Origin of the sequence: Ewingella sp. AOP9-I1-14 (genome assembly GCF_052375995.1) — a bacterium.
Lineage (GTDB): Bacteria > Pseudomonadota > Gammaproteobacteria > Enterobacterales > Enterobacteriaceae > Ewingella > Ewingella allii.
Genome location: NZ_JBQSVA010000001.1, coordinates 839,960 through 853,445, shown reverse-complemented (window position 1 = coordinate 853,445; position 13,486 = coordinate 839,960). Strand labels below are relative to the sequence as shown.

Here is a 13,486-nt window from a genome sequence, read left to right as displayed (position 1 = left end):
CAGCGTCCAATCAGCCCTTTTGATATTGGCGGAAGCGCTTCTGTAGCTGGCGCAACTGGTCAATACGGGCGTCATAGCGCGACTGTTCAAGACTGCCCAGCTTCTGCAATGCACTGGCGTTACTCAGAAGTTCGATGGCCTGATCAAGCTGGCCCATTAGCGCCATGCTCTCTGCTCTGGCCGCTAACTCTTGAGCGCGTAAACCCTGCGCACCACTGGCTTGTGACAGTAAATCCCAACCATTTGGATCATTCGGGTAATTGAAAGTATAGCGGTTGAGGATGCGACTTGCGTTTGCAGGCTGGCCGCCTTCGAGATAAGCATTGGCTAAGTTGAGCAGCAACACCGGGTTTTTACTGGTTTCCGCATTGGCCTTTTCCAGCCGCGCAATGGCCTGTGGCGCGTGTTTCTGCTCGACATCGACGTCAGTGGCTAAGTCGAGGAACCAGTCATTGCCCGGGTTTTTCTCCAGCAAAGATTCCAAAATACTGCGCGCCTGATCGTATTTTTTCGCTTTGTAGAACTGCAATGCCTGACCATATTTCGCCGCCATCTGGTCGCGGATATTGCCGTTGCTCAGTTGAGTTAAGTAGTCATCGGTCAGCGGATTTCTTTCCGTGCCGTACATGCCGAGCATACGCACTTTAGCCAATAAATAACTCTGCGAAGACTGAACGTTAAGGTGCGGCATCTGGTTAGCGCGGTTGCGGATGTCGGCCAGACGGCTGTCCGGCAAGGGGTGGGTCAGCAGCATTTCCGGCGGCTTGCTGGAGTAGCTCGACAGGTCCGCCAGCTTTTGTAAGAACGCGGGCATCGCCTGCGGGTCGAAGCCTGCACGTTGCAGAACCTGAATGCCGATACGGTCGGCTTCCTGCTCGTTACCCTGCGTAAAGCTGATCATGCCCTGCTGGGTTCCAGCCAAGGTGCCGGTCAGGGCGGCCATACCGGCCTGCGGGCTGGCCATCGCCAACAAGATAGAGCCGAGGGCGCCGACCCAGGTGAGCGGGGCGTTTTTGCGCTGATCTTCCATCGCGCGGGCCAGATGGCGCTGGGTCACGTGGGAGATTTCGTGCGCCATCACCGAGGCCAGCTGGCTTTCATTATCCGTATAGCGGAACAGGGCAGAGTGCAGCACCACGTTGCCGCCAAAGAAGGCAAAGGCATTTAATTCATCATTATTGACGATATAGAAGTGGAACGGCGTGCGCACCGAGTAGGCGCTGGCCACCAGCCGCTGCCCCAGCTCGTTAATGTAACGGTTGAGCAGCGGGTCATTAATCAGCGGGGTACTGGCGCGCATCTGGCGGACATAAAAATCGCCCATTTGCAGCTCCTGATTGATACTCAGGGTGCCGCCAGCCGTGGTGCCCATGTCGGGAAGCTGGTCAGTAATCGACGGTTTATTCGGATTGGAGGACGCAATCGGCGTGGTCCAATAGCTGCTGTCATCGGCCAGTGCCGGCGTCAGGCTGCCGACCGTTAAGCTTCCCACTAATAGGGCTGTGAGCGTTTTTTTAAACCGCATCGCCATAATTAAATCATTCCTAATGAATTCATCAACACTCTGACATAAACCGCTTTAAGAGTTATCCTTCCATGAACGCACTCCGGTACACTCCGGTAGTGACATATTCTTGGCTATTTATCTGATACTTAACAATAGCGATTTCTGGAATATTTGCAGTGTCTCCCCCTGCACTCACTGTGACAACACATTCAACTAAAAGTTAGTTGCAGGCCGGGAGCTGACCATGAGTGTACGGGCTTGTCACATCAGGATCTAACAGGAGCGATATCCTATGCTTGAGATGTTATTACAATGGTACCGCCGACGTTTCACCGATCCTCAAGCCATTGCTTTGCTGGCCATTTTGGTCGCCGGTTTTTGCATTCTCTACTTCTTACACGGCATCCTCGCCCCTCTGCTGGTGGCAATTGTTCTGGCCTACCTGCTGGAATGGCCGGTGGTGCGTTTGCAGCATTTCGGGCTCTCCAGAACGCTGGCGACCAGCGTGGTGCTGCTGATTTTCGCCGGTATTGTGATGCTGGGGGTGTTTGTTATCGCGCCCGTCACTTGGCAGCAGGGCATTAATTTGATGGCCGACCTGCCGAATATGCTCAACCGTTTCTATGATTTCGCCGCCACCTTGCCGAAACGCTACCCCGCGCTGGTAGATGCCGGGATCATCGACATGATGGCTGAAAACCTGCGCAGTAAGCTCTCCGGCGTGGGTGATAATCTGGTGAAGTTCTCTCTGGCGTCGCTGGTCGGGCTGCTGACGCTGGCTATCTACCTGATTTTAGTGCCGATGATGGTGTTCTTCTTGCTCAAAGATAAAGAGCAGATGCTGTGCGCGGTGCGCCGGGTGTTGCCGCGTGACAGTGGTTTAGCCGGGCAGGTGTGGCAGGAGATGAACCAGCAAATCACCAACTATATTCGTGGCAAAGTCCTGGAGATGATTATCGTCGGCGTGGCGACCTATCTGGTGTTCTTCGTCATGGGGATGCGTTATTCGCTGCTGCTGTCCGTGCTGGTGGGGCTGTCAGTGCTCATTCCTTATATCGGCGCGATGCTGGTGACTATTCCGGTAGTGGTGGTGGCGCTATTCCAGTGGGGGATGGGGGCTGACTTCTGGACGCTGTTTGTCGCCTATCTGGTGGTGCAGGGGCTGGATGGCAACGTGATTGTGCCGCTGCTGTTCTCTGAAGCCGTGAACTTGCACCCTCTGGTGATCATCCTGTCAGTAGTGATTTTTGGCGGGCTGTGGGGCTTCTGGGGGGTGTTCTTCGCTATCCCGCTCGCCACGCTGGTGAAAGCCGTGGTGCACGTCTGGCCTGACGAACTGCTTAACGAAACTACCTAAGCTGTAAACCGGCTGATTGAAGACATAAAAAAAGCGCGTCTGCGCTTTTTTTTATAAATCAGTATCAGTACAACGCTTATTGGCCGTTGATGTAGGCCAAAACGATGTCGTGGTGATCGCTGGTTTTGAAGTTGTCGAATACTTTCTCAACCTTGCCATTGCCATCCAGCAGGAAACTGATGCGATGGATACCGTCATAGGTTTTGCCCATAAAGGTCTTCTCGCCCCAGATGCCAAATGCCTGACAGACCTGATGATCTTCATCTGACAGCAGCGTGAAGTTCAGCAGCTCTTTTTCAGCAAATTTCGACAGTTTTTCTGGTTTATCAGTGCTGATCCCCAGCACTTCTACTCCGGCCTTTTTCAACTGATCCATGTTGTCACGCAGGCCACAGGCCTGAACGGTACAACCTGGGGTCATGGCCTTAGGGTAGAAATAAACCAGGACCTTCTGTCCCTGGAAGTCGGCCAGGTTAATTTGTTCGCCGTCTTGGTCAGGCAAACTAAATTGCGGCGCAGGATCACCGGCTTTCAGTGGGTTCATTACAAATCTCCGTCAATTGTCATCATGCTGAGTGTTGCTCACGACGTTAATACTGCCTTGCGCTTTCAGTTCTGTACATAGCTGATGAAAGGCTTGTTCAATTATTGTGGCGTCAGTGTTAGCTGGGCTGTGGGCGGTTATCTGTATAGACAACTGCGCCGGATTTTCACTGTCCGCAGGGCGGGTTTTAGACGCCAGCTCAGCAATGTTCATTTGATGAGTATCGAATAAATCGGTGAATCGCTCAATCAGGTGCGGGGAGTCTTTTACGTCGACTTTCACCCAAACGGTGGCAGGCATGGGTGGCCGGTCATGGGCGCTGGTGCGTTTCATCACAATCAGTAACTCAAGCTCTGCGCCTTTTTGCGGCAGCGTGGACTCAATGAGCGTGATGGCGTTCCAGCTACCTGAGAGGAACATGATAAACGTGAACTCGTCACCGAGCATTGCCAGACGGCTGTCTTCAATGTTGCAACCGCAACTGCTGACCTGACGGGTAATGGTGTTGACAATACCCGGACGGTCGGCACCCAGTGCGGTGATAACAAGATAGTGTTGTTGTTGCTGCGGCAAAATTGCTCTTCCTGTCATGCTTGGGAGTATTCCCAAGGTAAACATAAAAAAAACCGCCGGACAAGCGCTTACAACACGTTGATTGCTTGCTTTTGCAGTGGTGTCAAAAGTACCATGGATGACCTGTTTGTGGAGGGGAAGGTCAATGTTTACGGGAAGTATTGTTGCACTGGTTACGCCGATGGACGACAAAGGTGTTGTCGATCGCGCGAGTTTAAAAAAACTGATTGATTATCATGTGTCCAGTGGTACTGCGGCGATCGTTTCCGTAGGCACAACCGGTGAATCAGCCACCTTAACGCATGATGAGCACGGGGACGTGGTCATGCAGACGCTTGAGTTGGCTGACGGGCGCATTCCGGTTATCGCGGGGACGGGAGCTAATTCGACCGCGGAAGCGATTTCTCTCACCCAACGTTTCGAAGGCACTGGCGTAGTAGGCTGTCTCACCGTGACACCTTATTACAACCGCCCAACGCAGGAAGGCCTGTTCCAGCACTTTAAAGCCATTGCTGAACACACGGCGCTGCCGCAAATTCTCTACAACGTGCCTTCGCGAACTGGCTGCGACATGCTGCCAGCCACCGTGGCGCGTTTAGCAAAAATTAAGAATATTGTTGCTTTGAAAGAAGCGACAGGGAACTTAAGTCGTGTTAGCCAGATCCAAGTGCTGGTTGATGATGAAGACTTCATCTTGCTGAGCGGCGATGACGCCAGCGGGCTGGACTTCATGCAACTTGGCGGCAAAGGTGTTATTTCGGTCACTGCCAACGTGGCAGCGCGCGAAATGGCGCAACTTTGTGAGCTGGCGGCGCAGGGCAATTTTGCCGAAGCGCGCCGTTTAAATCAGCGCTTGATGCCGTTGCATCAGGATTTGTTTGTAGAAGCAAACCCAATTCCAGTGAAATGGGCCTGTAAGGCACTGGGGTTGATGGCAACCGATACTCTGCGTCTGCCTATGACGCCGTTAACAGATGCTGCCCGTCCGGTAGTGGAAAAAGCTCTTAAAAGCGCCGGTTTGCTGTAACTCTTAGGGAGATTTGATGGCCTGTTCATTAGTTCAAAAGACCAGATTGCAAAAGTCGATGGTAGCGAAAGTGGTGGGCGTGTCCCTCATTATGTTGCTGGCGGCATGTTCCAGCGATCAGCGCTACAAGCGTCAGGTAAGCGGCGATGAAGCTTATCTGGATGCCCCACCTGTCAGCGAATTAAAAACGCCAGCAGGGATGATTTTGCCACTGCAAAACGGCACTTACGAAATTCCTTCCGGCTCGCTGAAAGGCAACGTCGGTAAGCAATTGGATATCCGTCCACCGCAGCAACCACTGGCTCTGCTCAATGGTTCCCGCACTCAGTTCAGCGGCGACAGCGGCACGGTATTGCTGGAAAACACCCCGCAAAACCGCGACCTGTGGAACAACGTGGTGAAAGCCGTTCAGCAAAACAATTTCAAAATTGCTAACCGTGACGATGCTAACCAGACGCTGACCACGGATATGGTTGATTGGAACCGTGCTGATGAAGATTTCCAATATCAGGGCCGTTACCAAATCACCGTGCAGCAGCAGGGTTACCAGCTGGCGCTGATTGCCAAAACGCTTGAATTGAAACAGCAGGACAAGGCGGTGACCTCACCGGCTGAGATCCAGCGTTACAACAGCCAGATGCTGAACTCCATTACGGCTAGCCTCGATAAAGTCCAACAGGACGAGCAGGCGCGTCTCGAAAACCGTAAAGTGGGCGAGATTGACGTCCAGAGCGGCGCAGATGATACCGGCCTGGCCGTGTTGATCGTGCGTTCAAGCTACGGCGTGGTTTGGGATCGCTTGCCGAATGCCTTGGCGAAAGCTGGCATGAAAGTGACCGACAGCAGCCGCCCGCAGGGTACGCTTTCTGTGACTTACAAACCGTTGAATGACGACGCGTGGGACACTCTGGGTGCCAAAGACCCGGGCCTTGCTTCCGGCGACTACAAAATTCAGGTCGGCGACCTTGATAACCGTAGTAGCTTGCAGTTCCTTGATCCTAAAGGACATGCACTCAGCCAGTCGCAGAACGATGCGATGGTTGCGGTCATGCAGGCTGCGTTTAACCAGAGCAGCGCGGCGAAGTAAGAATGAACTAAAAGGGGCTTCGGCCCCTTTTTACATCTCTCTTTTCATCGGTTATTTTTAAAGAATCACCATTAATTGTTTACTACTGGAGTAAGTAAAGATGCAAAAGTTAGCTGAGTTGTATCGCGGAAAGGCGAAAACCGTCTATACCACCGAAAACCCAGACCTGCTGGTTTTGGAGTTCCGTAATGATACATCAGCACTCGATGGCGAGCGTATTGAGCAGTTCGACCGTAAAGGCATGGTTAACAACAAGTTTAACCATTTCATCATGAGCAAATTGGAAGAAGCTGGCATTCCTACCCAAATGGAACGTCTGCTGTCGGATACCGAAGTGCTGGTGAAGAAGCTGGATATGGTTCCGGTTGAATGCGTTATCCGTAACCGCGCTGCTGGGTCGCTGGTAAAACGTCTGGGCATTGAAGAAGGTCTGGAATTGAACCCACCGCTGTTCGATTTATTCCTGAAAAACGATGCAATGCATGACCCAATGGTCAACGAGTCTTACTGCAAAACCTTCGGTTGGGTTAACGAAGAGAACTTAGCGCGCATGAAAGAGCTGAGCTACAAAGCTAACGACGTGCTGAGCAAGCTGTTCGACGACGCGGGCCTGATCCTGGTCGACTTCAAATTAGAGTTCGGTCTGTTCAAAGGCGAAGTGGTTCTCGGTGACGAGTTCTCTCCAGACGGTAGCCGCCTGTGGGACAAGCAAACGCTGAACAAGATGGACAAAGATCGCTATCGCCAGAGTCTCGGCGGCCTGATTGAAGCCTATGAAGAAGTGGCTCACCGTATTGGTGTGAAACTGGACTGATCGGCAACGATTTTTTCAGGCTAGCGACGCAATCGTTTACGCGGTGGCGTTTGATGCAATCTAGCCTGAATGCGCAGCAAACGGGTGGCCTATCTGGGCTACCCGTTTTTCTTTTGGCCCCTGACTTATCTCAATTCCACTAAACCTATCTCAAATTCCATTCATTTCTGGAATAACTCCCGTAAAATTGCCCGCTTGGGGAAATGGTATTTCCCGCACTCATTATCTAGTCTTAAAAAAACAGCTGGGAGGTGGACTATGCGTTGGCAAGGGCGTCGCGAGAGCGACAATGTGGAAGACAGGCGCGGGCAGAGTTCGGGACCCGGTTTGGGCGGCGGCGGCATGCGCCTGCCAATCCGCGGTAAAAGCGGCATAGTGATTATTATTGTGGTGCTGGTGGCGGGTTATTACGGCGTGGATCTCACTCCGTTAATTGACGGCGGCCAGTCCGGCGGGGTGCAGCAAACCCAGTCTCAGTCCATCAGCCCGAAAGATGATGAACAGGCTAAGTTCACCTCAGTGGTGCTGGCTTCCACTGAAGATACCTGGAAAGAGATTTTCCAGCGTCAGGGCCAAACCTATGTCGACCCTAAACTGGTGATGTATCGCGGCCAAACCCGTACCGGCTGCGGCACCGGCCAGTCGGTCATGGGGCCATTCTACTGCCCGGCGGACAGCACGGTTTATATCGATCTGTCCTTCTATCAAGAATTGAAAAACAAGCTCGGCGCGGGCGGAGACTTTGCTCAGGCCTACGTGGTGGCGCACGAGGTGGGACACCACGTGCAGCACCTGATGGGCATCGAGCGCAAAGTTCGCCAGATGCAGCAAGGGGCGTCGCAAACCACAGTCAATCAGCTTTCAGTGAAAATGGAGCTACAGGCCGACTGCTTCGCCGGCGTCTGGGGCCACAGCGTGCAGCAACAAAACATGCTGGAAGAGGGCGATCTGAAAGAGGCGCTGGACGCCGCGCAGGCGATTGGCGATGACCGTCTGCAACAGCAGAGTCAGGGCCGCGTGGTACCAGACAGCTTTACCCACGGCACGTCGCAGCAGCGCTATACCTGGTTCAAACGCGGTTTCGACAGTGGTGATCCTAACCAGTGCAACACCTTTGCCAGCCGCTAATCGCCTGATATTTCAAGGCTGAATCGCTGGTTTGCGTGGCAAAACTGTTCAATAATTGACGTCCGACTCTGAGAGGCTTTCGAGCCTCTCTTTCTTCTTTTGAACCGCTGGAATCGTTATGGCCTTTCTGGATCCAACCTTGCTCATTCTGCTGGTGTTCGCGGGTTTAGGCATCATCAGCAATAACAGCTCGGTCACTATTGCGATGTTCTTCCTGCTTACCGTGCGCATCACGCCGCTGAACCAATTTTTCCCCTGGATTGAGCGCTATGGCTTAACCATCGGCATTATCGTGCTGACCATCGGGGTGATGGCGCCTATCGCCAGTGGGAAAATCAGTGCCAGCACGGTGGTTCACTCCTTTATGCACTGGAAGTCCATTCTGGCGATTTTGGTCGGCGTATTGGTGTCATGGCTGGGGGGCCGGGGCCTGACGCTGATGGGCTCGCAGCCTCATCTGGTTGCAGGGCTGTTAGTGGGAACTGTGCTTGGCGTCGCCTTCTTTAAAGGCGTGCCGGTGGGGCCGCTGATTGCCGCCGGGCTGCTCTCACTGATGGTCGGGAAGACCTGACGTGACGTCGCCATGGCCGCAGAAAATCACCTTGCAGCAGCAAATACAGCGGCAGGGTATTCGCCATCTGCTGGTGATCAGCGGAGAAGCCGGCTGGTGCGCCGAGCAGGCCGCCGACTTTATTGAAGGCCAGCCCGGCGACTGGCCGTGGATGTCCGATATTCCGCCTCTATGGGTTGCTGAACCCCTGCCGTTTTCTGCTGCGCATACCCTGCTTGGGCAGGAGAGGCTCCACGGCGTGTTTGACGCCCGGCTGGGGCTGAACGTAGAAGCGCTGGCCGCCTTTGCCGGGACTTTGCAGGCGGGAAGCTGGCTGCTGCTCTTAGTGCCTGAGTGGCAGCTGTGGGCTGAAAAGCCGGACACTGACAGCCTGCGCTGGAGCGAGCAGCCCCGGCCCATCGCCACGCCGAACTTTATCCAGCGTTTCCAGTCTTTGATTTTGCAGGACGTGGCTTGCACGCTGCACCGCCAGCATCAGCCTTGCCAGCTTACCGCTTTGCCAATGGCCGCCGACTGGGCGCCGCCGGACGGCCAGCCGACGCCGGAGCAGCAGCAGATTTTGCAGCAATTAAACGCGGCGCAGAGCGGTATTTATGTGCTGACGGCGCCGCGCGGTCGCGGGAAGTCGACGCTGGCCGGGATGTTAGTCGCCGACTGGCCCGGCGAGTGCTGGGTCACGGCTCCGGCCAAATCTGCCGCAGACAGGCTGGCCGAGGAGAGTGCGGGCAGGGTGCGTTTCTGGTCGCCAGATGCTTTGTTGGAGCAGCTCGAGCAGCATCCGGTGGAGAATGTTGACTGGCTGCTGATTGACGAAGCGGCGGCCATTCCTGCGCCGCAGCTTTCACGGCTAATTGCCGCTTTCCCCCGCGTTTTGCTCACCACCACGGTTCAAGGCTATGAGGGAACCGGGCGCGGTTTTATCCTTAAGTTCTGCGCCTCCCTGCCGCAGTGGCATGATTTACGCCTCGACGCGCCGATCCGCTGGTCGAAAGCGGACCCGCTGGAGCCTTTCCTTAATCAGCTTTTGCTGTTCAACGATGCGCCCGCCGAAGTGCCACTGGAAGTGCTCCCCAGTGAGCAATCACTTCAGCTAACAACCATTCAGCGCGGGGCGTGGCTAGCCGAGCCGGGCCTGCTGGCCGATTTCTACGGCTTGCTGACCAGCGCGCACTATCGCACTTCACCCCTGGATTTGCGTCGCCTGATGGACGCCCCCGGTCAGTCGTTTGCCGCCGCTATGGCGGGTGACCGCGTCGCTGGAGCCATCTGGCTGGTGGAAGAGGGCGGGCTTGCTCCAGCGCTGGCCCATGAGGTGTGGGCAGGCAGACGCCGCCCGCGCGGCAATTTGGTGGCGCAATCACTGGCCGCCCACGGCGGGCAGATTGACGCCGCGATGTTGCGCTCCCGCCGGGTTAGCCGCATTGCCGTGCAGCCAGATGTGCGGCGTCAGGGCATTGCGCGGTCTTTATTGGCGCAACAGGCTGAGATGGCCGCCAACGAGGGGTTGGATTTTCTGTCCGTCAGCTTCGGCTATACCGCCGAGCTCAGTGCTTTGTGGCAGCAGGCCGGTTATCGCCTGTTGCGCGTGGGAAGCCAGTTGGAGGCCAGCAGCGGCTGTTACGCCGCCATGGCCGCGCTGCCTCTCAGTGACGCGGGCTGGCGCATGGTTGCACAGGCCGAGCGGCAGCTGGCGCGCGACTGGCCTTGGCTGCGGCAGCTGATCGCCCTCGATCTGCATGTGGAACAGGACCAGAATCAGGCCCTCAATGAAACTGACTGGCGCGAACTGGCCGGTTTTGCTTTCACCCATCGCGCCGTGGAGAGCAGCTATGCCGCCTTGCAGCGACTGCTGCTGGCGAGTGAACTGCCGCTGGCCGCGCTGCGGGCTCATCTGCAAGATAAGTTATCCGCTACGCAATGTGTCGAACAGCTGAAATTGAGTGGTCGTAAAGCCCTGCTCCAGCGCTGGCGGCAAGAGGCAGCGCAGGCGCTAACGCAGCTCGACGCCGTGCGCTGCGAGACGTGGCGCAGCTTCGCCCAGACCCAAGATGACGGCGATAAATAGCCTGATTTCATTGCAATAAATGGAACGACTCGTTCAACAAAACCCAATTTACCCGGTTGTGAACCTAGGTATAGTGGCGGGAGAAACGCGCCGCTGTGCGCAGTAATGAGGATTGAAAGGAAAAGGTCATGGCGAGTCAAAATGTGATTGTCCAACAGCCGGAAGGTACCGCGAACAAACTGATCTTGCTGTTTCACGGCGTAGGGGATAACCCGGTGTCGATGGGCGAGGTGGGGAAGTTCTTCGCCAAGGCTTTCCCTCAGGCGCAGGTGGTCAGCGTGGGTAGCCCGGATCCCTGTGATTTTGGCCGGGGTTTCCAGTGGTTCTCCGTGCAAGGCGTGACCGAGAAAAACCGCCAGTCGCGCATTGACGAGGCGATGCCGCTGTTTGTTCGCACCGTGCGTGAATGGCAGGCCAGCAGCGGCGTGGCGGCGCAAGACACGGTGATTATCGGTTTCTCGCAGGGCACCATTATGGCGCTGGAATCCACAAAAGTTGAGCAGGGATTGGCGGGGCAAATCATTGCTTACAGCGGGCGTTTCGCCACCTTACCCGAGCAGCCGATTGCGGCGGAGACCCGAGTGCATTTGATTCACGGCGAGCAGGACCCGATCATCAATCCGTATCAGTCGAAAACCGCCTTTGAGCGTTTGCAGACTCTGGGATGTGACGCGACCTTAGATTTGCTGCCGCACATGGCGCACGGGCTGGATGAAGAGATGATCGCGCTGGCGCTGGGGTATTTGCGAGGTTAGGTGATTGTTTTGCACCCTCTCATTTCTAAGGGGAGGGCGCAAAACCAGAGTCAAATCAAAAACCTACTTCTTCTTCGGCCAATCGTCTTCTTCGTCCCACTGGGCATTGTTATCACGATGCGGTGGGATTTCAGGTTTATCATTGAGGTATTTTTTCACATCTACGCGGTTTAACTCTTTGATCCCGCTGATGATGATGCCCGCCAGTATGATCAAAATAATCCACCAGTAATCTTTAATCCACTCCATGGCTGACTCCTTATTGTTTTGGTATTGCGATAAAACGCGGGAAAATCGTTGCCAGATGATGCGTCACCCAGTCACAGCCCGCAACCTCTTGTCCTCGCCATGCTTCAATCAGCACCTCTGGCGTCAGCCGTGCTTCACACTGCGCTGCCAAAGGTCGATAACTCAAATGCCAGGGTTCGACGGCGACGCCGCCACGGTCGATATCATAAGGGCGATAAAAACCAAAGCTCGCCATATTCTCTGAAAGCCACTGATTCAGGTCGGCGAAATAGCCGCCCGTCTCATACTCCCACGGTTCCAGCTGCAGCTTGCTCCCTTCTGGCAGTAGGTCGGGATCGTAAATATCCAGATCACTGCCCCAGTGATGGCGGCTGGCACCCGGCAGGGCAGACCAGCGTAAAATCAGCTCGCAGCGTTCGGCATCACTCAGCGAAGCCACCTCAACCGGGCGGCTCTCCTTATCTAATACTGGGCGCTCGCCGCGAAATTTGCCATTCCAAATCGCTAATTGCCGCTCAAAATCACGAAAGGTGCTCGCCGGTTGCAAGTTAAAACCAGCCAGACGAGCCGCGTCTTGCATGCGGGTGAAAGCTTCTACGGCCTCGTGCTGTAGCCGATGTGGACCCTCACTGATGGGCGCAAGGTGGGCCGCCGATCGGCCGGTCAACATCAGATTATCTATCATGCGACCAGTTGCTCCATGATCCGCTGGTACATGCGGCTCAACAGTTGCAGGTCGGCGGCATGGACACATTCATTGATTTTATGGATGGTGGCGTTCACCGGACCCAGCTCAACCACCTGCGCCCCCATCAGCGCGATGAAACGCCCGTCGGACGTGCCGCCGGTGGTTTGCAGCTCTGGGGTGATTTCGCTGTAATGGCGAACCGCGTTCACTACCGCGTCAACCAATTCGCCACGGGAAGTGAGGAACGGCTGGCCGGAAACCACCCAGTTTAGCGTGTATTGCAGATTGTGCCGGTCGAGCAGCTCTGCCACGCGCTGCTTGATGATGGCGTCGGTCAGTTCGGTGCTAAAGCGGAAGTTGAACTGCACGTACAGCTCGCCGGGGATGACGTTGTTACTGCCGGTTCCGGCATTGATATTGGCGATCTGCATGCTGGTCGGCGGGAAGAATTCATTGCCCTTATCCCACTCGGTGGCGACCAGTTCATTCAGCGCGGGCATGGCGCGGTGCACCGGATTATCCGCCAGATGCGGGTAAGCCACGTGGCCCTGTACGCCGTGAACGTGCAGGTTGGCAGTCATGGAGCCGCGACGGCCATTTTTGACAATATCGCCCACGCGGGTGGTGCTGGACGGTTCGCCCACCAGACAGAAATCTAAACGCTCGCGGCGCTCCATCAGCGCATTAACCACTTTTACCGTGCCATTGACCGCGCTGGCCTCTTCGTCGGAGGTGATCAGGAAGGCCAGACGACCTTTGTGGTTCGGATTGCTGGCGACGAAACGCTCGGCGGCAACCACCATGGCGGCCAGCGAGCCTTTCATATCTGCCGCGCCGCGGCCATAGAGCATGCCGTCGCGCAGGGCGGGCTCAAATGGGCCTGTGACCCACAGGCTTGGGTCGCCGGTCGGCACCACGTCAGTGTGGCCCGCGAAAGCTAAGGTTTTACCTTCGCCACGGGTGGCCCAGAAATTCAGGGTGTCACCAAAGTTCATCGGCTCAATTTTAAAGCCGATGGCTTTGAGGCGCGCAATCATAATTTCCTGACAGCCCGCGTCGTCCGGGCTGAGAGAGGGGCGGCGAATTAACTGTTGTGCTAAATCGAGAACGGGGCAGCTCAT

At 55.5% G+C, this 13,486-nt stretch carries 14 protein-coding genes; 8 read left to right on the top strand and 6 right to left on the bottom strand.

Translation table 11 applies throughout. The annotated features are described in order from the left end of the window. Positions 1 to 10: 10 nt before the first annotated feature. Complete coding sequence (locus tag ACT3RT_RS03960; RefSeq protein ID WP_496202528.1) at positions 11 to 1,531, bottom strand: beta-barrel assembly-enhancing protease; 1,521 nt, start codon at positions 1,529 to 1,531, stop codon at positions 11 to 13. A 268-nt stretch (positions 1,532 to 1,799) separates the two neighbouring features. Between ACT3RT_RS03960 and ACT3RT_RS03955 the strand changes: the two genes are divergently transcribed. After that, entirely contained in the window at positions 1,800 to 2,864 is a 1,065-nt protein-coding gene (locus tag ACT3RT_RS03955) for an AI-2E family transporter (RefSeq protein ID WP_353502900.1), read from the top strand. A 76-nt stretch (positions 2,865 to 2,940) separates the two neighbouring features. Here ACT3RT_RS03955 and bcp read toward each other — a convergent pair whose 3' ends face one another. Further along, entirely contained in the window at positions 2,941 to 3,408 is a 468-nt protein-coding gene (gene bcp / locus ACT3RT_RS03950) for a thioredoxin-dependent thiol peroxidase (protein WP_034792107.1), read from the bottom strand. Positions 3,409 to 3,420: 12 nt separating this feature from the next. Continuing rightward, complete coding sequence (locus tag ACT3RT_RS03945; RefSeq protein WP_353502899.1) at positions 3,421 to 3,999, bottom strand: glycine cleavage system transcriptional repressor; 579 nt, start codon at positions 3,997 to 3,999, stop codon at positions 3,421 to 3,423. 127 nt (positions 4,000 to 4,126) lie between these two features. Here ACT3RT_RS03945 and dapA point away from each other — a divergent pair, with 127 nt between their 5' ends. The 7 genes from dapA (at position 4,127) to ypfH (ending at position 11,428) form a co-directional block, all read left to right on the top strand. Beyond that, positions 4,127 to 5,008: a 4-hydroxy-tetrahydrodipicolinate synthase gene (dapA, locus tag ACT3RT_RS03940; protein WP_034792103.1), complete on the top strand. Its 882-nt coding sequence runs from the start codon at positions 4,127 to 4,129 to the stop codon at positions 5,006 to 5,008. A gap of 16 nt (positions 5,009 to 5,024) precedes the next feature. Continuing rightward, positions 5,025 to 6,095 carry an outer membrane protein assembly factor BamC gene (gene bamC / locus ACT3RT_RS03935; RefSeq protein WP_353502898.1) on the top strand — a complete coding sequence of 357 codons (1,071 nt, stop codon included), beginning with the start codon at positions 5,025 to 5,027 and terminating at the stop codon, positions 6,093 to 6,095. Between the two features lie 100 nt (positions 6,096 to 6,195). Then, a complete protein-coding gene (gene purC / locus ACT3RT_RS03930; protein ID WP_100937345.1) occupies positions 6,196 to 6,909 on the top strand; it encodes a phosphoribosylaminoimidazolesuccinocarboxamide synthase in 714 nt (237 codons plus the stop codon). A gap of 258 nt (positions 6,910 to 7,167) precedes the next feature. After that, entirely contained in the window at positions 7,168 to 8,037 is an 870-nt protein-coding gene (gene ypfJ, locus ACT3RT_RS03925) for a KPN_02809 family neutral zinc metallopeptidase (RefSeq protein ID WP_034792098.1), read from the top strand. Positions 8,038 to 8,155: 118 nt separating this feature from the next. After that, a complete protein-coding gene (locus tag ACT3RT_RS03920) occupies positions 8,156 to 8,608 on the top strand; it encodes a DUF441 domain-containing protein (protein WP_034792096.1) in 453 nt (150 codons plus the stop codon). A 1-nt stretch (position 8,609) separates the two neighbouring features. Continuing rightward, positions 8,610 to 10,673, top strand: a complete 2,064-nt coding sequence (locus ACT3RT_RS03915; RefSeq protein ID WP_496202527.1) for a tRNA(Met) cytidine acetyltransferase TmcA — start codon at positions 8,610 to 8,612, stop codon at positions 10,671 to 10,673. Between the two features lie 128 nt (positions 10,674 to 10,801). Further along, positions 10,802 to 11,428 carry an esterase gene (gene ypfH / locus ACT3RT_RS03910; protein WP_496202526.1) on the top strand — a complete coding sequence of 209 codons (627 nt, stop codon included), beginning with the start codon at positions 10,802 to 10,804 and terminating at the stop codon, positions 11,426 to 11,428. A gap of 63 nt (positions 11,429 to 11,491) precedes the next feature. Here the strand turns inward: ypfH and ACT3RT_RS03905 are convergent, their stop codons facing one another. From ACT3RT_RS03905 to dapE, 3 genes are read right to left on the bottom strand one after another with little or no spacing between them, the layout of a single operon-like run. Next, positions 11,492 to 11,677: a hypothetical protein gene (locus tag ACT3RT_RS03905; protein WP_396130985.1), complete on the bottom strand. Its 186-nt coding sequence runs from the start codon at positions 11,675 to 11,677 to the stop codon at positions 11,492 to 11,494. A 10-nt stretch (positions 11,678 to 11,687) separates the two neighbouring features. After that, entirely contained in the window at positions 11,688 to 12,362 is a 675-nt protein-coding gene (locus ACT3RT_RS03900; RefSeq protein WP_496202525.1) for a M15 family metallopeptidase, read from the bottom strand. Then, entirely contained in the window at positions 12,359 to 13,486 is a 1,128-nt protein-coding gene (gene dapE / locus ACT3RT_RS03895) for a succinyl-diaminopimelate desuccinylase (protein ID WP_496202524.1), read from the bottom strand. Before dapE ends, ACT3RT_RS03900 begins: the two co-directional genes overlap by 4 nt.

Coding starts and splice junctions, on each gene's coding strand:
- ACT3RT_RS03960 (WP_496202528.1), bottom strand. CDS start 1,531: ATGGCGATGCGGTTTAAAAAAACGCTCACAGCCCTATTAGTGGGAAGC.
- ACT3RT_RS03955 (WP_353502900.1), top strand. CDS start 1,800: ATGCTTGAGATGTTATTACAATGGTACCGCCGACGTTTCACCGATCCT.
- bcp (WP_034792107.1), bottom strand. CDS start 3,408: ATGAACCCACTGAAAGCCGGTGATCCTGCGCCGCAATTTAGTTTGCCT.
- ACT3RT_RS03945 (WP_353502899.1), bottom strand. CDS start 3,999: ATGACAGGAAGAGCAATTTTGCCGCAGCAACAACAACACTATCTTGTT.
- dapA (WP_034792103.1), top strand. CDS start 4,127: ATGTTTACGGGAAGTATTGTTGCACTGGTTACGCCGATGGACGACAAA.
- bamC (WP_353502898.1), top strand. CDS start 5,025: ATGGCCTGTTCATTAGTTCAAAAGACCAGATTGCAAAAGTCGATGGTA.
- purC (WP_100937345.1), top strand. CDS start 6,196: ATGCAAAAGTTAGCTGAGTTGTATCGCGGAAAGGCGAAAACCGTCTAT.
- ypfJ (WP_034792098.1), top strand. CDS start 7,168: ATGCGTTGGCAAGGGCGTCGCGAGAGCGACAATGTGGAAGACAGGCGC.
- ACT3RT_RS03920 (WP_034792096.1), top strand. CDS start 8,156: ATGGCCTTTCTGGATCCAACCTTGCTCATTCTGCTGGTGTTCGCGGGT.
- ypfH (WP_496202526.1), top strand. CDS start 10,802: ATGGCGAGTCAAAATGTGATTGTCCAACAGCCGGAAGGTACCGCGAAC.
- ACT3RT_RS03905 (WP_396130985.1), bottom strand. CDS start 11,677: ATGGAGTGGATTAAAGATTACTGGTGGATTATTTTGATCATACTGGCG.
- ACT3RT_RS03900 (WP_496202525.1), bottom strand. CDS start 12,362: ATGATAGATAATCTGATGTTGACCGGCCGATCGGCGGCCCACCTTGCG.
- dapE (WP_496202524.1), bottom strand. CDS start 13,486: ATGAGCTGCCCCGTTCTCGATTTAGCACAACAGTTAATTCGCCGCCCC.